General features: G+C 56.0%; 17 protein-coding genes. 7 read left to right on the top strand and 10 right to left on the bottom strand.

Features of this window, described 5'->3' with window-relative positions; translation table 11 throughout:
* Window positions 1-14: 14 nt before the first annotated feature.
* The gene (locus MHY08_RS01560) at window positions 15-1,565 is read right to left on the bottom strand and encodes an alkaline phosphatase (RefSeq protein WP_239234922.1); all 1,551 of its coding nucleotides are present in this window, start codon (window positions 1,563-1,565) and stop codon (window positions 15-17) included.
* 196 nt (window positions 1,566-1,761) lie between these two features.
* On the opposite strand from MHY08_RS01560, the gene MHY08_RS01555 reads away from it, so the two are divergent.
* The 3 genes from MHY08_RS01555 (at window position 1,762) to MHY08_RS01545 (ending at window position 5,624) form a co-directional block, all read left to right on the top strand.
* Window positions 1,762-3,135 carry a GIY-YIG nuclease family protein gene (locus MHY08_RS01555; protein WP_239234920.1) on the top strand — a complete coding sequence of 458 codons (1,374 nt, stop codon included), beginning with the start codon at window positions 1,762-1,764 and terminating at the stop codon, window positions 3,133-3,135.
* Window positions 3,136-3,233: 98 nt separating this feature from the next.
* Window positions 3,234-4,673: an MFS transporter gene (locus tag MHY08_RS01550; protein WP_239234918.1), complete on the top strand. Its 1,440-nt coding sequence runs from the start codon at window positions 3,234-3,236 to the stop codon at window positions 4,671-4,673.
* 9 nt (window positions 4,674-4,682) lie between these two features.
* Window positions 4,683-5,624, top strand: a complete 942-nt coding sequence (locus tag MHY08_RS01545) for a nucleoside hydrolase (protein WP_239234915.1) — start codon at window positions 4,683-4,685, stop codon at window positions 5,622-5,624.
* 182 nt (window positions 5,625-5,806) lie between these two features.
* Here the strand turns inward: MHY08_RS01545 and MHY08_RS01540 are convergent, their stop codons facing one another.
* Together MHY08_RS01540 and MHY08_RS01535 are read right to left on the bottom strand one after the other, a co-directional pair.
* Entirely contained in the window at window positions 5,807-6,841 is a 1,035-nt protein-coding gene (locus MHY08_RS01540) for a restriction endonuclease (RefSeq protein WP_239193444.1), read from the bottom strand.
* Window positions 6,842-6,887: 46 nt separating this feature from the next.
* Window positions 6,888-9,470 (bottom strand): AAA family ATPase, encoded by a 2,583-nt coding sequence (locus MHY08_RS01535; protein ID WP_239193445.1) that lies wholly within the window; start codon window positions 9,468-9,470, stop codon window positions 6,888-6,890.
* 137 nt (window positions 9,471-9,607) lie between these two features.
* On the opposite strand from MHY08_RS01535, the gene MHY08_RS01530 reads away from it, so the two are divergent.
* The gene (locus MHY08_RS01530; RefSeq protein WP_239234913.1) at window positions 9,608-10,117 is read left to right on the top strand and encodes a gluconokinase; all 510 of its coding nucleotides are present in this window, start codon (window positions 9,608-9,610) and stop codon (window positions 10,115-10,117) included.
* On the opposite strand, the gene MHY08_RS01525 is transcribed toward MHY08_RS01530, so the two are convergent.
* From MHY08_RS01525 to MHY08_RS01500, 6 genes are all read right to left on the bottom strand, one after another.
* Window positions 10,114-11,508, bottom strand: a complete 1,395-nt coding sequence (locus tag MHY08_RS01525) for a GntP family permease (protein WP_239234911.1) — start codon at window positions 11,506-11,508, stop codon at window positions 10,114-10,116. The genes MHY08_RS01530 and MHY08_RS01525 overlap by 4 nt on opposite strands.
* Window positions 11,509-11,683: 175 nt before the next feature.
* A complete protein-coding gene (locus MHY08_RS01520) occupies window positions 11,684-12,301 on the bottom strand; it encodes a M48 family metalloprotease (protein ID WP_239234909.1) in 618 nt (205 codons plus the stop codon).
* Window positions 12,302-12,476: 175 nt separating this feature from the next.
* Window positions 12,477-13,598, bottom strand: a complete 1,122-nt coding sequence (locus MHY08_RS01515; RefSeq protein ID WP_005326643.1) for an ABC transporter ATP-binding protein — start codon at window positions 13,596-13,598, stop codon at window positions 12,477-12,479.
* A 46-nt stretch (window positions 13,599-13,644) separates the two neighbouring features.
* Window positions 13,645-14,967 carry an ABC transporter substrate-binding protein gene (locus MHY08_RS01510; RefSeq protein ID WP_204609956.1) on the bottom strand — a complete coding sequence of 441 codons (1,323 nt, stop codon included), beginning with the start codon at window positions 14,965-14,967 and terminating at the stop codon, window positions 13,645-13,647.
* A gap of 81 nt (window positions 14,968-15,048) precedes the next feature.
* A complete protein-coding gene (locus tag MHY08_RS01505) occupies window positions 15,049-15,894 on the bottom strand; it encodes a carbohydrate ABC transporter permease (RefSeq protein ID WP_239235176.1) in 846 nt (281 codons plus the stop codon).
* 27 nt (window positions 15,895-15,921) lie between these two features.
* A complete protein-coding gene (locus MHY08_RS01500) occupies window positions 15,922-16,902 on the bottom strand; it encodes a carbohydrate ABC transporter permease (RefSeq protein ID WP_239234907.1) in 981 nt (326 codons plus the stop codon).
* Between the two features lie 259 nt (window positions 16,903-17,161).
* Between MHY08_RS01500 and MHY08_RS01495 the strand changes: the two genes are divergently transcribed.
* The 3 genes from MHY08_RS01495 (at window position 17,162) to MHY08_RS01485 (ending at window position 21,915) form a co-directional block, all read left to right on the top strand.
* The gene (locus tag MHY08_RS01495; RefSeq protein ID WP_239234905.1) at window positions 17,162-18,379 is read left to right on the top strand and encodes an amidohydrolase; all 1,218 of its coding nucleotides are present in this window, start codon (window positions 17,162-17,164) and stop codon (window positions 18,377-18,379) included.
* 508 nt (window positions 18,380-18,887) lie between these two features.
* Window positions 18,888-20,198 carry a threonine/serine exporter ThrE family protein gene (locus MHY08_RS01490; protein WP_239234903.1) on the top strand — a complete coding sequence of 437 codons (1,311 nt, stop codon included), beginning with the start codon at window positions 18,888-18,890 and terminating at the stop codon, window positions 20,196-20,198.
* Window positions 20,199-20,595: 397 nt separating this feature from the next.
* Entirely contained in the window at window positions 20,596-21,915 is a 1,320-nt protein-coding gene (locus MHY08_RS01485) for an MFS transporter (RefSeq protein ID WP_239234901.1), read from the top strand.
* Window positions 21,916-22,181: 266 nt separating this feature from the next.
* Here MHY08_RS01485 and MHY08_RS01480 read toward each other — a convergent pair whose 3' ends face one another.
* Window positions 22,182-22,472 (bottom strand): YrhK family protein, encoded by a 291-nt coding sequence (locus tag MHY08_RS01480; RefSeq protein ID WP_234447434.1) that lies wholly within the window; start codon window positions 22,470-22,472, stop codon window positions 22,182-22,184.
* Between the last annotated feature and the right edge of the window lie 31 nt (window positions 22,473-22,503).

Below are 22,503 nucleotides of genomic sequence, written 5' to 3'. Positions count from 1 at the left end.
TGTCCTTTCGGGGTTTAGAGGGAGCGCAGCGTGTGCTCGCCGGCATTGGTGCGGAAGGAGAAAGCAGTCTCACGCGGGGCGGTATCATCGCGCTCGATCCAGGGCACGACGACGAATTCGGAATCAAGGTGCTCGCGGGAAGCGCGCACCTTGATATAGCCACGGCGCTTATCCATGGCCTTCACATATGGCTTTTCCAGCCACTCGGTGCTCTTGGAGCCGGCGAAGCCATCGCCATCGGAAGCAATGGAAGTAGCAACCAATTCCACTCCTACAGGTTGGCCGGATTCAGATTGGATTTCGGCAGCGCAGTGCTGATGAATATCGCCGGTGAAGACAATCGGGTCACTGACCTTGGAAAGGGATTCGATAAGCCGGCGACGCGCTGCGGGGAAGCCGTCCCATTGATCGGTGCTATCGGCGATCGGCACGACGACCACGCTATTGACCACCACGTTCCACTGTGCCGGGGAAGTGGCGAGCTTATCGTTGAGCCACTGCTCCTGCTCCGCGCCCAAGATGCTGGCATCTTCTGCAGATGCTTCGCGGTATTGGCGGGTATCGACCAGATTGAAACGCATTAGCGTGCCCACGTCGAAGGAATCATAGATGCGGTTATTGGGGCCCTCGGGAAGCGCGGGCGGGGCAACCGGCAGATTCTCGTAAAAGGCACGGTAAGCAGCCGCGCGCTGGTAAAGGAAGTGCTCGGCTTTGGTGCCAATCTCGGACCAATTACCGGCGTAGTTATTTTCTACTTCGTGGTCATCCCACACAATCGCCATCGCGGCGCGCGCGTGAGCGGCCTGCAGGTTCTCATCGGACTTAAAGAGCGAGTAGCGCAGGCGGTACTGCTCCAGAGTCTCCACCTTGACCTTGAAAACATCGGGCACGCTTGCGCCTTGGCGCCAGAGATTATCGCCTTCCACAATGCCGTACTCGTAGATGTAGTCGCCCACGAAAATCGTCATATCCAGGTCCGGTTCCTGCGCAATGTGCTTCCATGGGGTGAAATAGCCGTGGTACCACGCCTGGCAGGAAGCTACGGTGAAGGTGAAATTATCCACCTTTGCGTCGGGCGCGGGCAGAGTCTTAAACCGACCTACTGGGCTCACCTTGCCATCCACGCGGAAGCGATAAAAATACTCAGTGGCGGGCTCCAGCCCAGCCACCTGCGGGTGCACCGAGTGCGCCAGCTCGCGTTGGGCTAGTGCTTCGCCTTGCTTGACGACGTCCCCAAACCCCTCATCCTTCGCAACTTCCCAACCCACGCGAACATCGCCGCCGGTCATGCCGCCATGGCCATCCTCGGCCAGCGGTTCAGGGGCCAGGCGCGTCCACAAGATCATCGAATCGTGCCGCGGCGTGCCCGCCGCTACGCCCAGGCCAAAAAGTTCCGAATCCTGCGGCAGTTCACCGCCTTGCGAGGATCCCCATGAACTCAGACTCGACTGCGCACCCGCCTTGGTCGGTGCATTAATTCCCGCGGCCACCGCCGCGGCCGAAACACCCGCAATCTGCAGGAAATTACGACGATTAAAAGAAGGACGACTATTTGAATCAGACATACAAAGCTCCACTAAAGGTTCAAAGATGACTCAAAACTATCTTCACCTCGTTAACATGCAGTAAAGTTCTGTTGAATGAGACTGGAAAGCGCTGACTTTCCGTTTAGAGGGTGAGATTCCTGTTTTGTATTGAGTCAAAAGGTACTTTTAGAACTCAATCAAGGGTTCTAACAATCGACCGGGGAATGGAGTTTAAATGGAGAGAGAATGCGAAGAGTGCTTCGAGTCTGGTTACGAAATCCCTGATTACCTACAGGAATGTCTAAAACCAGATCTAGAAATATGGCGCGAAAGCGAATACCGAGAAGAAAGAAACGACTACTTCTGGACCTTTGAGCTCTTCGGTCGAACAGGGGAAAAACTATATTCTTTCCTTCTTGAACCGACCTATGATGAACAGCAATATGAAGTATCCCATGTGGAGAAGACGGGAAATTGGTCGAACTATTTGGAAGAAGGTTTTCTCACAAAATTTAACAGTAAGCAAGAGGCTATAGAAAGCTTGGGGTTGAAAAGAAACTGCTTTGCCAAGAATCTTGCTCGAAATGTAGTGGACTATCGACGGCGCTTTTATGCAGCTCAAAGGCTAGAAGTTAATGCTGTCCATGAGGCTTTGAAAACAGAGGAGCTGTTAGAGGAACTTCGAGAAATCTATCCCGAGACCGAAAAAGTTATCCCACGTGCACAGGGCTTTCTCCAAAAATGCGAAATGTTGGTGTCTGATGGGGGGTACTTAGACCACTTAATTCAATCGGAAGCTGAACATCGACTAACTAAGGAACAAAGGTGGAAAGAGTATGGAGAAGAATACAATGATTCTTTAGGGCCGTTCTGGGATCCCTATAACATTTCAGAGTCAGTATGTGGCGATTGGGAATCCCATGGGCGTCGTGAATCAACTTATGAGGAACTCCGCCTGCAGTGGGAGGCTGGGAAGTGTTTGTTTCACGTTGGAGTTGATTTCGACGACGTGAGGTTGCCTAATCAACACATTACTGGTTGGTTTGAAGCTCTAGTTGATCAAGCGGAATTTTATCTGAAAGATTTGAAAAGTTCGTATGACACAAAGAGTAAATGGTATCAACGGGCTACGGTAGCTGATATCGCCGAATACACTTCCGAGATAAGAGAATTCCTTGAATATCCCTACAAAAATTTTACCGAAATGGAGACATTAATACATTCTTGGAGCGAGGTCGCGTCTCGTAACAAGGTTGCACTTGCCGAATTGAGGCAAAAATGGAAGAAGGAGTATGAATGTCTTGCTAGGGAGTTCCACGTCCGCTCCTACCGAACCCACGAATGGCTTTATCGGGCTTACGATTCTGATGGGTCGCTTCTTTATGTAGGAATCTCTAACGCTCCGTTGCTACGTCTCAAATCTCATCAAAGTAGTCTGCGGCAAAGTACTCGGGTTTCGAAGTGGTTCCCGCGAATGGACTTTTATACTTTGCAGCCCTTTTCCACTCGTGAAGCTGTCCTGGAGGCCGAGAAAATGGCGATATTGTCGGAAAAACCTCTGTATAACGTTGAGTTAAATAAGGGTAACGCAAAACGAATTCGTGGATAGAGCCAATTAAGCTTCATTGAAGCAAAGAACTTTCAATCTCCTGCGAGCTCAGCGAACTATTGGCTCGGAAACAAATTAGTTGGATAGTTGAATAAAATATGAATGCGGTAAACGAAGATGTGGGTGTCTCTGATCCCCTAAAGCTCCAGCCCAGCTCCTATATCCCATTGATGTTCGCACTGCTCACGGCAGTGTTTGCCTTCCAGCTCAATGCGTCGATGCTCTCGCCTGCCCTGGCGACGATGGAGGATGAGCTGAGCGCCACCACCGCCCAGATCGGCCTAACGCAAACGGCCTTCTTTACGGCCGCGGCATTGTTCTCGCTGTTCCTACCACGCTGGGGCGACCTTATCGGTCGCAGGAAGGTTCTTGTCGGCATGATGGCGGTTGCTGCGCTGGGCTGCGTGGCTTCCGCCGTCGCGCCCAACGTCGCCGTGCTGCTTATCGGCCGCATCATCCAGGGCGTGGCCGGGCCGACCGTCCCGCTCTGCCTCATCATGCTGCGCCAGCAGGTGCTCAATGAGAAGCAATATGCACTGCTGCTGGGCATTGTGACCTCGGTAAATGGTGGTATTGCGGGCGTGGACGCCCTGGCCGGTGGCTGGCTGGCGGGCAACTTCGGCTACCGCTCGGTCTTTTGGACCATGGCAGTACTGTGCGCCATCGCGGTAGTAGCAGTTCAGGTATTTACCAAGGAATCCACGGCCACCGAAACCCCGCGCATGGACTGGGCGGGTGTGCTGCCCCTGGCCGTGGCGCTGGGTTGCGTTCTCACCGCATTCAACGAGGCCGGCAAACTTGCCGAGGCCAATTGGTTCCTCGTCATTATCCTTCTCCTCATCGGTGCCGCCGGCTTCTGGGCCTTCTGGAATGTGGAGAAGAAGGTCGCCGACCCGCTCGTGCCGGTGGCTTACCTCAAGCAGCGCCGCACGTGGGCGCTGCTTTCTACCACGTTGCTTACCATGACCGGCGTCTTTGCCGTGATGAACGGCCTTATTCCGAACCTCGGCCAGGACACGGATGCCGGTGCCGGCATTTCCGCCAGCACCATTTCCTGGGTCACCCTTACCCCGTACGCCCTCGCTGGTCTAGTCTTCGGCCCGATTGCCGGTTGGATGGCCTCCAAGCTGGGATATAAGTACGTCCTGCAAACCGGCCTCATCGGCACCGTCGTCGGCCTGATTATTTCCATCTTCGTGGTAGGCGCCCCGAACGCATGGACCCTGCTCTTCGTTTCCATTTTCTTGGGCGTAACCTACGCCGGCATTGCCAATATTATGCTCAATGGCCTGGGCATTGTGCTTTCACCGGCCGATAACCAGGGCTACCTGCCCGGCATGAACGCCGGTGCCTTCAACCTCGGCGCGGGTCTGTCCTTCGCCGTGCTCTTTGCGGTTTCTGGTTCCTTCGAGCACGGCTACCGCGCGGGCATGATCGCCGGCGTCATTATTCTGCTTGCGGCCCTTGCCCTGTCCTTCCTCATTCCTCGCCCGGAGTCCATCGATGACACCGTGGCGGCCGTCAACGCCCGAAAGTAGGCTCGTGGCATGACGCGAAAAATCATTCTGGACTGCGACCCCGGCCACGATGACGCGGTGGCCTTGCTCCTAGCTATGGGCAACCCCACCATTGACTTACTGGGCATTACCACCGTAGGCGGCAACCAGACCTTGGATAAAGTCTCCCACAATGCCCGGGTGGTCAAGGAAATCGCCGGCCACCCAGAGGTTCCGGTGTACGCAGGCTGCGATCGCCCGCTCGTGCGCCCCGTCGAGGTCGCCGAGGCCATCCACGGCTCCACCGGCATGGACGTCGAGGGCGTCCAACTTCCGGAGCCAAGCACGGCGCTTGCCGACGTCCACGCTATCGACTTCATCATCGACACCATCATGTCCCATGAGCCCGGCACCATCACCCTGGTGCCCACCGGCCCACTTACCAATATCGCGATGGCCGCGCGCAAGGAGCCGCGCATCGTGGAGCGCGTCAAGGAAGTCGTCCTCATGGGCGGTGGCTACCACGAGGGCAATTGGTCCCCAGTCGCCGAATTCAATATCAAGATCGATCCTGAGGCCGCCTACATCGTCTTTGAAGAGCCCTGGCCCGTGACCATGGTGGGCCTCGATCTTACTCACCAGGCGCTTGCCACCCCAGAAGTCGAGTCCGAAATCAAGGCGCTAAATACTCCCGTCTCGGAGTTCGTCGTCGGCCTCTTTGGTTTCTTCCGCAAGGCCTACCAGGCCAACCAGGGCTTTGATAACCCGCCGGTACACGACCCGTGCACCATCGCCTACCTCATCGATCCGGACATCGTCCAGACCCGCAAGGCCCCCGTCCACGTCGAGCTCGCCGGCGCGCTGACCACCGGCATGACCGTCACCGATCTGCGCGAGCCTGCCGACGCCTCCTGCCACACCCAAGTCGCCACCACCCTTGACCACGCCGGTTTCTGGCGCCTTGTCACCGACGCCCTCAAAAACCTCGCCTAGGCCACCTTCGCCTCGCCCGCCTCAGCTGCACGTCCACCGCGAGGGGACCCAACTTTCAGCCACGTTATGGCTCCTGAACCACCAGTTCGGGGTCATAACGTGGCTGCTTTGCGCCCTTATGTTTCACCTCTTCTTTGCTTGCGTAGCTTGGGGAGTCATTAAGGACTTTCGTGAGATTCTTTCTAAAGGACTTCGAGATTCGGGGCCACAAGATGAAGCGCTTTCTGGCGAAACTCACGAATTGAGGTTTCGAGACTGATGCTAGCGAAAGCTACGGGGTGTCCGTCGAGGAGGAATGAAATCGTCTCATCCTGTAAGCTTCGACCCGAAGAAGCGTAGAGCATGATGCCCTTTGCGGTTTTCCACTCTCCGCCAAGCGCTTCTTGGCTACGTAAGTAGGCGTAAAGCTGATAAAGGTGCGGGCTCTTCAAGGATTCGTTTCCTACGCGATTCTCAATAAACATATTCGTGAACTTGGCATCAATAACTGTAATTTCACCTTCTGGGGATCGCAGAATGATATCTGTCTGCATACTCGGTAATTGTCTGGGCGTTTGTTGAGCATTCCAGTGCAACCATTCTCCGCTGCTTACTTTCCAACCGATAGGGCTGAGGTGGTATTGAAACAGACCAAATAGAGCCTTTTCGAAAAGCTTTCGGAGCTCGTGTTGCGTGAGTTGCTTTCTGCTGAATCGAGTATGGGCGTCATCCCCACGCGCGGGCACGGCCAATTCCAAAAGCAGTCTGGCTACTGCAACCGGTTTCTTATCTGCAGGAGACAGCCTTCCACGAGGGAAGGCTGTCGATTTCGGCTTGGAAACCCCCATTTGAGTAAGCCTTCGAGCAAGCACCTTGCACCGGTGCGCAGCATCGCAACTGCTTACGTCTAAGAGCATTTGTGCTGCATATTCGAGGGCGTACTTAAGGAATTGGTTAACTTTGCTATTGATGGTGAGTTCATTGAACTCACAGGCAATGAGTCCCTTTTCAAGGAGTTGGTGGCGAGTGGTTTCGTACATGTCAATTCGGCCTCGCACCCGAGTTATATCTCGTTCGGTAAGGGTGAAACCAATGCTCAATTCTCTCCGAAAACGCCTTTCTACAGCGTCACACAGCATCGTTCCGATCAGCTCTGGAAGCTCAACACCCGCGTCTTCCACCGAGGCGTTGGATATATGCCCATCAATAAAAGACTGCGAGGCGTATAGCTGGAGCATCCATACACTTCGAATAGGAACGTATATGTCTTCCGGTTGAGGGGAACTATCCGTTGAGGACATCGAGGGCCTGCTCTCGTTTCGCAGGATTGTCGAACCAATACTCTGCTATGAGCGGCTTGAGATCCGAGGCTACTACCTGGTCAAACCATTCCATAGTTGCATCGAAGGAACTGTCTGCAAGCTTTCGGCGTGGAGTAACAAAGCTGTGTCCGATTAGGTAGTCATCACCGAGATTGAAATCGTCTCGGATCAATTGATTGACCTTTTCGATCCTTCGCGCGATTTCACTGAGAGCCTCGTCATTGCGATTACGGTTGGAAACACAAAAATTCCGCCAAGTGGATCCCAACTGCGGTACGAGATTAATGAAAGCGAACCTACGACGTAAAGCCATATCTACCATGGCAAGGGACCTGTCTGCTTGGTTCATCGTGCCGATGACGTAAAAGTTATCGGGAAGGAAAACTGCTTCTCCTTCTTTGCTATAAAGCGTGGTAAGCGCATTTTCAGGGTTTCTTTTGTCAGCTTCCAAGAGGGTAAGCATCTCACCAAAAATCTGCGCTGGATTGCCGCGGTTGATCTCTTCAATCACCACTACGTGTGGATTGGAGTCCTCCTTAGCTTTTTCCACTGCTTGGAGGAATGGGCCATCTTTTAGTTCAAGCTTCCCGCTACTGCTGGGACGGAAACCCTGAACGAAGTCTTCATAAGAAGTAGAAGGGTGGAATTGGACGGAGGTGACTACATCTTCTGCGTCTGACTTGCACAAGATATATGCCAAGCGACGTGCAAGCCAAGTCTTTCCCGTACCCGGCGGGCCTTGAAGAATCAGGTTTTTCTTTTCCTTCAGGCGTTCCAGCATTAGTTCGAGATCGTCTTTCGGGATAAAGCATCCGTCTTCGATAATTGCAGAAATGGTATAGACATCCTCTTCCGACGAAGACTCTACGGTTTGGGCAGTAGCATCGGTTGGTTCTTGGTTGAAAACCCATGCTTCGTAAGACAATTGGGGAAAATTAGCCGGTTCGATCTCGGCAGTAGTAAGCCAATCTCGGATTTCATCGAGTGTAAGCAAATAATCTTTACCCGTCGAAACATTTTTCTGAATATTGATTCCAAGCGCGGAGTCTTGGGCAAGATACTTGGTGATGACTGAATCGAAAGTGAGGAAATAGCGGGGACGCGCCCAGAACAATGCCATGGTGTATGCCGTGATCTGGCGGTCTTTGGTCATCACGTCGAAATCGTGTATAAACTGAGCTCGATTTTCGGGCGTATCCGATTGGCTCACCGCGAGGGCCGAAGCGAAAAGGCTCCAGCTATTCTCCCAAAAACTTAGATTAATAACATCTGACGGCTTCGTAGCAAAGCACGAGCGTAAGTTGTTGAGTTGGGGCAGTCCCGAAAAATCCGTTGGTGCTGGGGCTTCAATTCCGAAGACGGTTTTAAAGGCTTGGCAAATTGCCACCTTATTAGATGTCGAAATTTGCCGGTTAGCAACACCGAGGATGGTAAAAGGATCCATATCAGTAGCGGGCACTTCTTCATCATCTATGTGCCATTTCCATAGGTGCTTGAACCGGAGCGGGCGTCCTGAGATTTCAGCAGTCTCTTTTAGTTTTTCGAGTAGCTCCGCGCGGTTGTTTTTGAAGGCAAGAAGTTTGGTGGCGAGTTCTGCGAAAAATTCCGGCCAGTCAAACGACGGTGACAATGGAGTTTCAGAGGAAAAGTCAGGATCTCCCATGCCTTGGATGACGGACTCTACTCGGTCAAAGGCATGGTTCCGAGAAACTTGGCAGATAGTAAGCAGTGAAGTTAGAGATCGTTGGAGGTCTATTCCTAGGTCATCGCGATTGAAGAAATCGCTTGACCAGTTGATCGGTCGGACGTGCCGCATCTCTTTTGGCTCATGAGGGCGGTACTCGTAATCGCCGGAGACATAGCCAAAATAAACTCGCCCTTTGTGCAACTTGCTCGGCATCAGAACCAGGTCGCCTACCTGCATTTGGTTCTTAAACCGGTTGAGTTGAGAAGCGTAGCTTGTGGATGTTTGTGCTTTGAGATCTGGGTGCTCTCGCACCATCGAGGCCTTGATGGAGTCTAAGGTAGTTTGCTTATTCACCTCCGGGCCGTAGTCCATACCTGGGATGCCTAGATTGGACTCTAAAGCTTTCTTTTCGCGTTCACCATTACGGCCCGCTCGAAGTACCCAGAAAAAATCCGCACTTGATTCTTCAGGAACCTCTTCTTGCGGGCCCGAATGGACTTCTCGTTGCTTATGCGCTTTAGAGACAAGGTCGTCGATTTCTCGGATCTGATCTTTGCCTAAAGGGTATGGGTTGGAAGCAAGCCAAGTGGCGCCCTCGGCGGTCAAGGAAAAGGACCCCGGTGTAGAGGAGCTGACAAAGCCTAATCTCCTTGCATAGAACACTGCCCATCGCGTCCGGTCTTCCACAACTGATCGGCTTTTGAGCTGGCGGTGAGCTTGTCCTGGAAAGTCCGCTTCAGCAATTTTTTGAACGTCTTCAAATAGTTCAGGGTAAGCGACTACGGACATACCCCGCATCGTCTCTAAGACGACGGGAAGAACGGTTCTCCAGGAAAAAGATTGCTGTCGGTTACTCATCAAAGCATCCTTAGAATTCAAAGCAGGGGGCGTTCTCATAATAATAGGAGAACGATCCACAGGGGATGGGCGTATCTCAATTGGGAACTTCAGGAGGATAAAATCGAGGGGGAAGAACCCCAACCCAAGGAGCCACCATGAACCAGCACAGTTTCCGCCACATCGTAGTGATGGGAGTATCCGGTTCGGGAAAGACAACGGTGGGGGAGGCGCTGTCGCCGTTGGTAGGCCTGGAGTACCGCGATGGCGATGATATGCATCCGCAGGCCAATATCGACAAGATGGCTGCTGGAACACCGCTCAATGATGCGGACCGGGAGCCGTGGTTGAAGCAGATTGGTCAGTGGCTGGCGGATAGGCCAGAAGGTGCGATGGTGGGCTGCAGCGCGCTGAAGCGGAAGTACCGGGATTTGATTCGCGAGTACTGCCCAGCCGTGGTGTTTGTGCACGTGCACGGCGACTTTGATGTGCTGCATGAGCGGATGCAGCACCGGCCGGGGCACTTTATGCCAGCATCGCTCTTGCAGTCGCAGTTCGATACCTTGGAGCCGCTGGAAGAAGACGAAACTGGCCGCGTCTTTGAGGTGACGCGGACAGTTGAGGAGATTGCCCAGGAAGCTGCTGCTTGGATTAAGGCTGGTGCCTAAAAGAGCGCTGCTACTGCGTAGAGCACCAAGACCAGGGCAAAGCCGATTACGGAAATCAGAATTTGGTTGACCGTCCAGGTCTTCAGGGTGGTGACCGTATCCATGCCCATCAGGCGGCCGACGAGCCAGAAGCCGGAGTCGTTGACGTGAGAGCCGAAGACGGAACCGGCGGCGGTGGCCACGACGATGAGGGCGAGCTGTAGCTCATTGAATCCGCCGGCTTCCACGGCCGGGACCATGAGGGCGGCGGCCGTGGTTAGTGCCACGGTGGCCGAACCTTGGGCTAGGCGCAGCGCCACGGCGATGAGGTAGCAGGCAAGGATGACGGGGATGCCGAGGCCGGAAAGCGAATCGGCCAGGGCGTCGCCAATGCCGGAGGTACGCAAAACGCCGCCGAACATACCGCCGGCACCGGTGATGAGCACGACGGAACAAATGGGGCCAAGCGAGGAATCAATGAGCTTTTCCAGCGCGGTCTTGTCCACGCCGCGGCGCGGTCCCAGGACCACGAGTGCAATGAGCACGGTGATGAGCAGTGCGATAGGAGTCTGGCCCAGCATGACAAAGAACCGTACCCATGCCGCGTCGGCATCGATGGTGCCGTTGGAAGCCAGCGCGTTGAGGCCGGTGTTGAAGAAGATGAGCACCATCGGGATGAGCAGGAGGGAAATCACCGTTGGGGCAGAGGCCGGCTTAAGCGGCTGTTCTTCCTCAGAAAGCACAGGGCCGGCGATGGCATCAGTAACCTTCAGCGGGAATTTCTTGCCGGAGAGCAGGCCGAAGCGGTAGCCGGAAATATACCAGGTAGGCAGCGCAAGCAGCAGGCCGACGAGGAGGACGAGGCCAAGGTCAGCGCCGTAGAACTCGCTCGCCGCCACAGGGCCTGGGTGCGGCGGCAGGTACACGTGCATAACAGAAAACGCACCGGCGGCCGGCAGGCCAAAGGCAAGGACGGGACCGTCCAAGCGGCGCGCTACGGCGAAGATAACCGGCAGCATCACAATCAGGCCGGCGTCGAAGAAAATGGGAAAGCCCATGATCAGTGATGCCAGGCCGAGCGCAAGGGGTGCTTTGGATTCGCCGAAGTGGCGGACCATGGCGTCGGCAAGCGATTTAGCGCCACCGGAGGCTTCCACCAACCGGCCGATCATGGCGCCCAGTCCCACCAGCAACGCCACCGAGCCCAGAGTGGAACTAAAGCTTTCGGTCATGGTGGGCACAATGCCCTCGAGTGGAATGCCCGCGGCCAGCGCCGTGAGCGCCGAGACCACCAGCAGGGTGAGAAAAGCGTGGAGCTTGAAATAGATGACCAGCACCAAAATCACGGCAATGGCGGCCACCGCAATGCCTAGCAGCGGGCCGGTCGACAGGGTGGGTTCCCACGTATCCATAAAGCGGGCTCCTTTTCTAATGCAAACCTTTGAATAACGGCAATGTTAGCAGTAGCCCCGCTTACCGACGTCCCCCTTCCTCCAAATGCGACCCAGCCAACACCCCCCCAAAGGGGCGGGGTATATAAAAGTCCCCTAGGCGCCGGTGCAGGAACCTAGGGGAGGTGCAGGCAGTTTAGTCGAACTGGCCTTGGATGACAGCCGCCGCATCCAGCGGGGTCACGTGGTAGGAGATGGGGTTCTGGTTAGCGCCGGCCATAAGCGCGCCGGCGCAGGAGTGGCCCGCGCCCATCATGTGGCCCAGCTCGTGGGCGATGGTGCCCTGGACTGCCTCTGGGTACTGGGCATTAGGAATCTTGATGAAGACCATCTTGTGGTCCGGGTAAGCGGCACCCTGCACGTAGCCGTTCGGGTCCGGCTTGTAGATGATGGCGACGGTGTCATCGTCAGCCTCGGAAGGCTTTACTTCCTTCAGGGAAGCCTTGCCCTTGAGAGCCTTGTTCCACTCGGCTACCGCGGCATCCAGCTGCTTGCGGTACGGGAAGTCGCCGACCACCTTGTACTCCAGTACGCCGTCCTGGAAGTAGGGCTTTACGGAGTCCTCATCGTGGAGGATGGAGGGATCCGGGACCGGCTTGCCATCGTTAGCCAGCTTGGTGATGGTCTTGCAGGTGCTCGGGGAGATGAGGGAGCGAACTGGGTCGCTCTTAGCGCTAGCGGCCGGTGCGGCGACGGTGCCAAGGATGGCGGAAGCGGCCAGGGTGGCAGCAGAAAGCTTCTTGAAAGAAGGCATAGGCAGTGAGTTACCTTTCGGTTGATTTTAAGGTTCGCAGAGTGTGATATTCCCAGCAATATCCGTGGTAAACGGCATTGTATGGGTGTCTTATGCGTGCGAGCATATATCAGTTTCTTATTGTCTGCAAAGGGAAAAATAAGAAACTGAGGAACTTACTGCCTTTTACCGCCTTCTAGTTCAATCGCTGCCCAGTGGTGGTGCTAAACAAATGTACGCGGTCTGGGTCGGGGGAAACGTAGAAAGTATCGCCCACCGCATAGCGGCCGCGGGCATCAACCAGGATGCCGGTCTGGCCGCCCATCCGGGTCGAGGACTTGAGGACGCCGTCGGTGGAGCTGTTGCCGGCGGCGTCGTTAAGCTCGCCATAGACATAGGTCTGGTTGCCCAGCTCCTCGACGTGCGCGACGGTGAACTTTGCCCCGCCGTTGCCGGTATCGCTTAGCTGCCAGTCTTCCGGGCGGATGCCCACGGTAACGGTCTCCACGCCCTCAAAGTTGTAGTTGGCCAGATTGATGCGGGTAGAGCCGATGGTGAGCTCAGAGGAGTTATGGGTGAGGTCGTAGATATTCATCGCCGGGGAGCCAATGAAACCGGCGACGAAGACGTTCTGCGGGCGGTCATAAATGGTGCGGGTGGTATCCACCTGCTGCAAGACTCCGGCATTGAGAACGGCGACGCGGTCACCCATGGTCATCGCCTCGGTCTGGTCGTGGGTGACATATACGGTGGTGGTACCAAGGCGGCGCTGCAGGTTAGAGATCTGCGCGCGGGTGGAAACGCGCAACTTGGCATCCAGGTTGGACAGCGGCTCGTCCATGCAGAATACGGCCGGTTCGCGGACGATGGCGCGGCCCATGGCCACGCGCTGGCGCTGGCCGCCGGAGAGGTTTGCTGGCTTGCGGTCCAACAGGTCTTCCATCTGCAGGATCTTCGCCGCCTCGTGCACGCGTGATTGAATCTCGTCCTTGGGGACCTTGCGGTTTTCTAGCGCGAAGGACATATTCTGCGCCACGGACATATTGGGGTAGAGGGCATAGTTCTGAAAGACCATGGCCACGTCGCGGTCCGATGGGCTGACCCCGGTGACGTCCTTACCACCGATGCGGATGGAGCCGCGGTCGGTGGGCTCGAGACCTGCCAGCATGCGCAGGCTGGTGGACTTACCGCAGCCGGATGGGCCGACGAGGACCAAGAATTCGCCATCGGCAATATCCAGGTTAAGGCGGTCAACGGCGGGGCGTTCCGCGTCCTTTGAGTAGATGCGGCTTGCGCCATCGAAGGTGACAGTAGCCATGGTTACCTTTCAGAAACTAGTGGGGCGGGGGAGTGGCTGCGAGAGCCTACTTATTGATGACGGTCTTAACCTGATTGTCGTAGATAGACTGCAGGGTCTTTTGCAGATCGGTCAGCACCTTGGTGACGTCATCGCGGTTGGTGACGATCTTTTCAAAGGCGCCGCCGATTTCCTGGTCCGCGCCGGGCAGGAAGACGCGGGCATTGTCCTGCGGGCGTGTCTCAGGCAGCTGCTTGATAGCGGTTTCGAAGTTCGGGTTGTCCTTCATGAACTTCTTCTGGTCCTCGTTGTCCACCGCGGTGGAGCGCACCGGCATGTAGCCCACGTTCTGGGACCAGTAGCAGGTATTTTCCTCATTGGTGATGAAGTCAATGAGCTTGATAGCAGCCAGCTGGCGGTTCTTGCTGATGCCGGCCGGGATGGCCAGGCCGGCACCACCGGTGGGGCAGGCGCCGTCGCCAGTCGGGTTAGGCAAGAAGGCGGTGCCGAGCTCGAACTTGGCGGTATCGGTCAGACCCGCCAGATCACCGGTGGACAGGACGGTGGCGGCGGCGCGGCCGGTGCCGAACTCCATGGCCATGTCATTGCCCACGTAGGAGTAACCGTTTTTCTCATCGGTGATGTCCTTGAGCCACTCGACGGCCTTGATGGTCTTGTCATCGGTGAATTTCAGGTCCCACTCATCGGAGTAAGCGCCGCCCTTGGACCACAGCGGGCCCTGGAAGATCCAGCCCAGGTAGTCCACGGCATCGCCCCAGCCAAAAGGCTTCATCTTGGAATCAGCCTCAGCCAACTTCTTGGACCACTCATCCATCTCATCCCAGGACTTGGGGCCACGGTCCGGCAGTCCAGCCTTCTTCCACGCGTCCTTGTTGTAGTAGAACAACGGCGTGGAACGAGCGAAAGGAATCGCAAAGTGGCCGCCGTCGTACTTGTAGTCCTCGTAGAGCGGCTGTACGTAGGTAGACAGGTCGATGCCCGCTTCCTTGGCAAGGTCGTCCACGTTGGCAATCTGGCCATTGATGGCAAAGTTGTACCACCAGACGTCAGACAGCACCACGATGTCCGGCAGGTCCTGGCCGGTGAGCGCGGCGTTGAACTTCTGTGCTGCTTCTTCGTAGTTCTTGCCGGCATCAACGAGGTTGACCTTGATGTCCGGGTTCTCCTTTTCAAAGCGGGAGATGATCTCCTTCTCAATGTCCTTGGACGTGCCGGGGTGGTTGGACCACCAAGTCAGCTCAGTGACTTCACCGTCGCCGCCCTTGTCGTTGCCACCCTGTGAATTGGTGGACGAGGTGCCGGCACAAGCAGCGAGTGCGGTAGCAGAAGCGGCCGTGGAGGCCAGGGCGAGGAATTTGCGGCGTAGCATGTAGTTCTCCTTAAAAAGCGTGGTTAAGGGGGGGAAACAAAAACAAGTGGAAACGGCGAGCGTGGGTGGGGAAGAAGCCTTCTAACCCTTCACGGCGCCAGTGGTGAGGCCTTGAATCATGTACTTTTGCAAGGCTAGGAAGATGATGACCATTGGGATGATGGTGAGAATGGTGGCGGCCATTACCGGGCCCCAGTTGGTCACACCATCGTTGTTTTGCAGCATGGTCAGACCCACCTGCAGCGGGGCGACATCCTCCGTATCCGCCATGAGGAAGGGCCACAGGTAGGTATTCCATTCATTGACCATGGTGATGACAGAAAATGCGGTCAGCGTGGGCCATGAGACCGGCAGGAGCACCTTGGTGAGCAGGCGGATAGGGCCGGCGCCGTCCATGCGGGCGGCTTCCACCAGCTCATAGGGCAGGGACAAAAAGTGGTTGCGCATCAAGAAGGTACCGAAGGCCACGCCGGCTAGCGGCACGATGATGCCCACGAAGGTATTGCGCCAGCCCAAGGAATTGACCAAGGCGTAGTTGGAAATGACGGTGATTTCGCTGGGCACCATGAGCGAGGAAATGACCAGCAGGAACACCAAGTGGCGGCCCGGGAAGCGTAAGATGGCCAGCGCATAGGCGGAGATGACGCCCAGCACAATCTTGATGATGGACAGTACTGCGGTAATGAGCACCGAGTTGCGCAGGTAAGTCCAGAACGGCACACGGGTGGTGGCATCGGAGTAGTTCTCGGTTTCCCACACCGGCGGAAGCCAATTGACCGGGTCGGTATAAATATCGCCCTTGGCCTTAAACGAGGTCATGAGGATCCAAAACAGCGGCAGGCCAATGAGCAGCAAGACCGCCAGGATGCCCAGGTAGCCGCCGATGAGCTTGGCGCGGCGGGCGGTGGGGGATTCATCCGTGACCATGTGAAGGGTAGAAGTAGCCATGTCGGGTTAACCTCGCTTATCCATGATGCGGACCTGGATCAGGGTGATGATGAGCAGGATGAGGAACAAGATGGTGGCGGCAGTCGCACCGTAGCCGGCGCGGAAGTTGACGAAGGTCTCGTTGTAGATCTGGAAGACCAGCGTCTGCGTGCCATTGCCCTGCGGGCCGCCACGGGTCATGACGTTGATGATGTCGAAGACCTGCACGGAGTTGAGCAGCACCGTAATGGACAAGAAGAAGGTGGTATTGCGCAGCTGCGGCATGGTCACGCGCCAGAACTTGCGCCAGCGTCCGGTGCCGTCGATAGCGGCAGCTTCATCTAATTCCTTATCCAGGCCCTGTAGTGCTGCCAAATAGATGACAAAGGTATAGCCCAGGTTCTTCCACACAAAGGTAAAGGTCACCATGAACATGGCCCAGCCCGGTACTGCGTAGAAGTTGGGGGAGTCCACACCGAACCAGCCCAGTATTTCCTGGATGAGGCCAAAGTTGGGGTCGAAGACGAATTGGAAGGCAATGCCAATGGCCGCGCCGGAGATGGCATAGGGGGCAAAGACCACCGAGCGCGCAAAGTTGCGGCCCTTAATGTTTTGGTTCAGCAGCAAGGCCAGCGCTAGGCCGATGACCATGGAGCCAATCACTGCGAAGAAGGTAAAGACCAGGGTGTTGAGCACGATGGTCTTCGTGTCATCGCGGCTAAACCACTCCACATAGTTATCCAAGCCCACGAAGGTGGAGGTGGGGCTAGAGATATTCCAATTGAAAAAGGAGAGACGGATATTGTCCAGCAGCGGCCGGTAGGTAAAAACGGCCAGCAAGATAAGGTTCGGCGCTAAGAGCGCCGCGGCCAGTAACCATTCCTTGTGGCGGTTGCGCTTGGCCTTGCGGACAAGCGCCGCGGAATCACCGGAGTTTTTCGCGCGTGCGGGAGATGCGGTTGTAGTGCCGGCGCCACTGGCACCGGGAGAGTCTTCCTGAAAAGTCACTCGGTCAATCTAGGGCGGGCAGGTGACACCCAGCTACACAGAAAACAAACATCCGATGAAGAATAAGAGGCCGATGAGTTAAAGGTGGACACGTCATCAAAGATTCTATAAAGTCGCAGCTCAACCCTCTATGGCGCTGGTCGCTCCGCTGCCCAACTATGTCTGCCGTTACAAAGATGCCCCGCTTGCCGACGCCCACCTTCCTCCCACCCCACTACACTGGCCCCAAAATCCACCGCGACCCCACAAGGAGGAAGCAATGTCTGTCCGTACTGTTTGCAGCAACTATGACTCCGTCAAGGATTGGCAGGAGCCGCTCTATAAGGATCTGCACCAGCACCCAGAGCTATCCATGCGGGAAGAGCGCACGCTGGGCATTATCAAGGACAAGCTTGCCGATCTCGGTTTTCGCCACATTGAAGTAGGCGGCGGCGTGGTCGGTGTCTTAGAAAACGGTGCCGGGCCTACCGTCATGCTGCGCGCGGATTTCGATGGCCTGCCGGTTCAGGAGGACACCGGCCTGGATTATGCCTCCACCGATACCGCCGTTGACCAGGAAGGAAACACGGTCCCCGTCATGCACGCCTGCGGCCACGATTCCCATGTCGCCAGCCTGCTGGGCATGGGCGCGCTCATGGCGCAGGCGACCGACCAGTGGTCTGGCACCCTACAGCTCATTTTTCAGCCAGGCGAGGAGATTGCCGCCGGTGCCCAGTCCATGGTGGATGACGGACTTGTGGATAAGGTCGCCACGCCGGACGTAGTGCTTGGTCAACACGTCTTTGCCAGCAACTTTCCCGCCGGTACGGTGGCGTTGGCCTCCGGCCCATTCATGTCCACCGCGGTCAGCATGGACGTCAAGGTTTATGGACAAGGCTCGCACGGCTCCATGCCGCACCTCAGTGTTGACCCCGTGGTCCTGGCCAGCTCGATTGTCATGCGCTTACAGACGGTCATCTCCCGCGAACTCAGCCCCTCCGAATTCGGTGTGCTGACCGTGGGGGCCATCAACGCCGGCTCGAAGGCCAATATCATCCCCTTCGAGGCCAACCTGAAAATCAATGTGCGCGCCTATAGCGAGCAGGTACGCGATAAAATCACCGGCGCCATCGAGCGCATTGTCAATGCCGAGTGTCAGGCTGCCGGCAGCCCGCAGCCGGCCGAGTTCAGCTACCACGATTCCTACCCGCTTACCAGCAATGATGGGGGCACTACGGAACGCCTTAAGGAAGCCTTTGTGTCCTACTTCGGCACCGACCGCGTCCTTGATGCCGAGCCCCTCACCGCCTCGGAAGATTTTTCCACCATCGCCCGCGCTTTCGGCGTTCCCTACTGCTTTTGGGTATTTTCCGGCCGCGAAGAAGAAAAGGATGTCCCCAACCACAGTCCGCACTTCGCTCCGCTGCTCCAGCCCACTCTGCGCACCGGCACCGAAGCCCTTATCGCCGCTGCGATGAGTTACTTAGGAAACAGCTAACCGAAGTGCAGCATTCGGCCGCACGGCTCCAATAGGGTGTGTGGCCATTCCTTTTGGCATGCGCGCTGTATGAGGTGGCGGGGGTAGCCCGTAGGATCTATAACCGCGAATTTGAGCCATGCACCGCTTTCCGACGCCTTCTCCTTCCACGCCCCAACCTGCAGACCCCTAAAACAGCTCCAACGCCCGGGCCTCGCTTGGGGCCACAGGGCGCTGGAACTGGTTCTCTCTATCTCTCTTGCGTTCTCTCGAACACGTAAATTAAAGATAACGCGCTAGGCTGCCATAGGTCTGGTATTTTCCTGTGAATATAGTGGCAATCATTTGGCGGAGGATAAAAAATAGCTCAATCAGCTTACGGGTATCAAGGTGGAGGCTTTTGGATCGATGAGCCTGATTCACAAGAGGCTTCTTTTGCGTAAGATTCTAGGGAAACTACAAGCGCGCTATCGGGTTGGGGTCGACAAGTCTTTAATTGTGCGCCAGGAGCAGTGTCAGAGGAGGAGAGATGGCACAACAATTTGATCCGGAGATGCATCGGCAAATGGGTGTCGAGGCGGACGTTGTATTGCGGGTGGGAATGCTCCTAATGGGGGCCGGCACCTCTGGTTATCGCGTACTTAGAGGGATGAAACGGAGTGCGCGAGCATTGGGGTTTGACCATCTAGATGCCACAGTGGGTCTGACGCAGATTACCTGTACGTTTCACCGTGGCGAATACTTCCGGACGGTCATTGCTCGGCAACATTCGCCTGCAGTTGATGCCTCTCGGATTGAAGCCTTGGAAGATTTAACCCACAATCGCCTCTACGCAGGGATCACCGCTCAGGAATTAGCGGCGATGCTGGATACTATCGAGCATAATGTCAAAAAGCGCTGGGGCGGTCTAACTCTTTCTTTCGCTGCCGCGATCGCATGTGCGGCGTTTGCGTATCTTAATTTTTTCCCGCTGGAAGCAGTGGGGTTGGTTGCTTTGGCGGCGTTTGCAGGCCAGTTTGTTCGTTATACAGTTCTCCACCGTCACGTTCATCAAATTGGAGGAGTGATTGCTGGTGGTGCGACGGCAAGCATAGTTTTCTTCTTGTTGACGGAATTTTTCGGGGCTATAGGCTCGGTGGAACCCAGTGAACTGTCCTCGGGTTTTGTGGCGGCCGTTTTATTCCTGATTCCCGGGTTTCCACTTTTCTCTGCTTTGATCGACATAGCGCGATTTGATCTTGATGCGGGGATTGTCAGATTGGGGTACGCCTTTACCGTCATATTCACGGCGGCTTTCACGGTCTCTATGGTTAGCTGGCTGACAAAACTTAGTCCTGAACCACCTGCACCTGTGCAGGATATGCAATGGTTTCTGTTGGCGCCGCTGGCAAGTTTTCTGGGCATTGCTGGGTTTGCTTTTCTTTTTAACTCTTCTCGCCGCATGGTCTTGGTAGCGGCGTGCGTTGGAACCGTGGCAAATGAGCTTCGTTTGATTCTAATTCACGCGGGAACAACCATTTTCTTTGCAGCCTTTGTGGGTGGATTAATCATCGGGTTGCTGGGGGCAGTAGCTTCTAAAAGGGCGCGTCTTCCTCGTATTACAACCACCGTTCCGGCCGCGGTGATTATGATCCCAGGGGTGACAATGTTCCGGGCGGTGTTTTATTTGAACGATGGTCAGATGGATCAAGCGTTGGCCAATGTGGCAACTGGAATGATGGTAGTTGGATCTATTGGTGCCGGTTTGGTGTTTTCTCGCTTGCTTACTGATAAGGATTGGGCCTTTGGTCGCCTAATTGATTTTGATAAAAAGCTTCCGCAACGGCCTTCTTCCGCATGATGCCTAGACTCTAGCTAGGGAAACGCCCGTTGCCCCAGTTCCTTTCGGAGCTGGAGGCCACGGGCGTCTCTCATGTCGTTTCCATGTATCGGCATCTGCCGCCCTGTGGAAACTGCAGGGGTTCTCTCTATCTCTCTCATATGCGCTCTCTCAAACGCACAATCTCAGTATGGGGCACTGGGCTGTAGCGGCCATGGGGTCCGGCTGTTGGGTTGCTGTTAGTGGCTGGGAATGGGGTGGGGAGGGCGTCGGAAAGCAGGACTGGGGTGGAGATGTGCAACATTGGCGCGTGAAAGTGACGTAGAACATAGTTTGTTTCTGTAGGGTGGAAGATATGCGCGCAGTCAGGCTGCGCCGTTTCACCTGCTTGTAGAGCTACAGAATCGAGGTGAGGAGCATGTCTCCTCTCACAGCCCAACCCCCAGCCAAGGACGTTGTGCCGGCGCAGGTAGAGGATGCGGAAGAAACCAGGCGCCAGCATCGCTCGGCCATTAAGGCGGCGTTTATTGGCACCTTCATCGAGTGGTTCGACTATGCGGCCTATATCTATATGTCCGCGATTATCTCCCGTGTGTTCTTTCCGGAGATGGAAGGCCGCCGCGCGCTGATTATGACGTTTGCGCTCTTCGCGTTGTCGTTCCTAGTGCGGCCCTTGGGCGGCATCGTGTGGGGTCACTTTGGTGATAAATACGGGCGCATCCATACGCTGACGGTGTCTATTGTGATGATGTCGGTGGCAACTGCGTGCATCGGTTTCCTGCCGGGCTATTCCACCATAGGCTTTGCCGCCTCCATCTTGCTATTGCTGTGCCGCATGGTGCAGGGCTTTTCCGCAGCCGGCGAGTATGCGGGCGCGGCCACGCACCTGGCTGAGATTGCCCCAGCCGGCAAGCGTGGCATCTATTCGGCGGTGGTGCCCTCCGCGACGGCCTCGGGCTTGCTCTTGGGCTCGCTCATTGCGGCGCTGCTGACTGGAGTCCTTGATGATGCCGCCCTGGATTCCTGGGGTTGGCGTGTGCCATTCCTGATTGCGCTGCCTTTGGGTCTATACGGCCTGTGGATTCGCCGCAACACGGAAGAGTCCTCCCACTTTGAGGACCAGGATGAGCCGGAGGAGTCCCCGCTGCGCGAGGTTCTGAAGTACCCCAAGGCCCTAGCCATTGCCTTTGCGGGCGCGGTGCTCAACGCCATTGGCTTCTACGTCATTTTGACTTACCTGCCCACTTACCTGTCGGAGGAGTTGGGCATGGCCGCGACGCCGGCATTTATCGCGTCCTCGGTGGCGTCCGCATTCTATGTGGGCTTTGCCCTGCTCACCGGCATGCTTTCGGACCGTCTTGGTCGCCGCACGACGATGCTGTGCGCGGCCGCCTTCATGGGCGCGACCATCATTCCGGCCTTCATGCTTCTCGATGGCGCCGGGCTCTTCCTTGTCATTATCATTCAGGTCTGCTTGGGCGGCGTGCTGGCGCTTAACGACGGCGTCCTGCCCTCCTTCCTTTCCGAACAATTCCCCACCCACGTGCGCCTGTCCGGTTTCGCGTTGACGTTTAATACCGCCAACGCTGTATTTGGCGGTACCGCACCGATGATTGCCACGTGGCTTATTGACGTCACGGGCCTGCAGCTCGCCCCCGCCTTCTATTTGGTGGCCGCGGCGCTGGTGACCGGCATCGCAGTTCTCTTCGCATCGAAGAAAAATAAGCTGCACGAGTAGTACCGTGGAGCCGTGTAAAACGCCTGCGGCCCTCGGAACCTAAAAGGAGCCGAGGGCCGCAGGCGTCTCTCTCTACAAGGTGTTCCCATGTATCGGCTTAAAGCCGCCCTCTGGAAACTGAGGGGTTCTCTCTATCTCTCTCGTATGCGCTCTCTCAAACGCATGATTTAAGTATGGGGTACGGGGCTGCTACTGCAATGGGTTGCGCCTGATAGGTCGCTGCGAGTTGCTGAAAGTTTACTGTTAGCCGCGTCTGCCCATTGCGCCTAGTAGTCGTAGCTTTCGGCGGTATTGGCATCCGCTCCAATGCGTTGCAGGTGCGTGCGCCGCTTCAAGCGGATAGCTGGGCGGGCTGCCATGCCCAGGCTGCCGAGAAGGTAGAAGACGGTGGCGACCATTGACATGCCGGCCAGTGTCAGCACTGAGCCAAGGATGAAGACCACAGAGATGGCGATGTCATTGGCGATGGAGAAAGTCTCGTACTTGTTTTTAATTTTGATTTCGTTGTTCTGCCCGAGCTTAATCTTTAGGTCGGGATCCTTTTCCTGTTCTGACATGATGTCTCCCACCCTGCCAGAGAGGAAAAGG

Origin of the sequence: Corynebacterium sp. ACRPJ (assembly GCF_022347345.1) — a bacterium.
Lineage (GTDB): Bacteria > Actinomycetota > Actinomycetes > Mycobacteriales > Mycobacteriaceae > Corynebacterium > Corynebacterium tuberculostearicum_D.
Note: the sequence above shows the minus strand (reverse complement) of the source record. Positions and strands in the feature narration are given on the sequence as shown.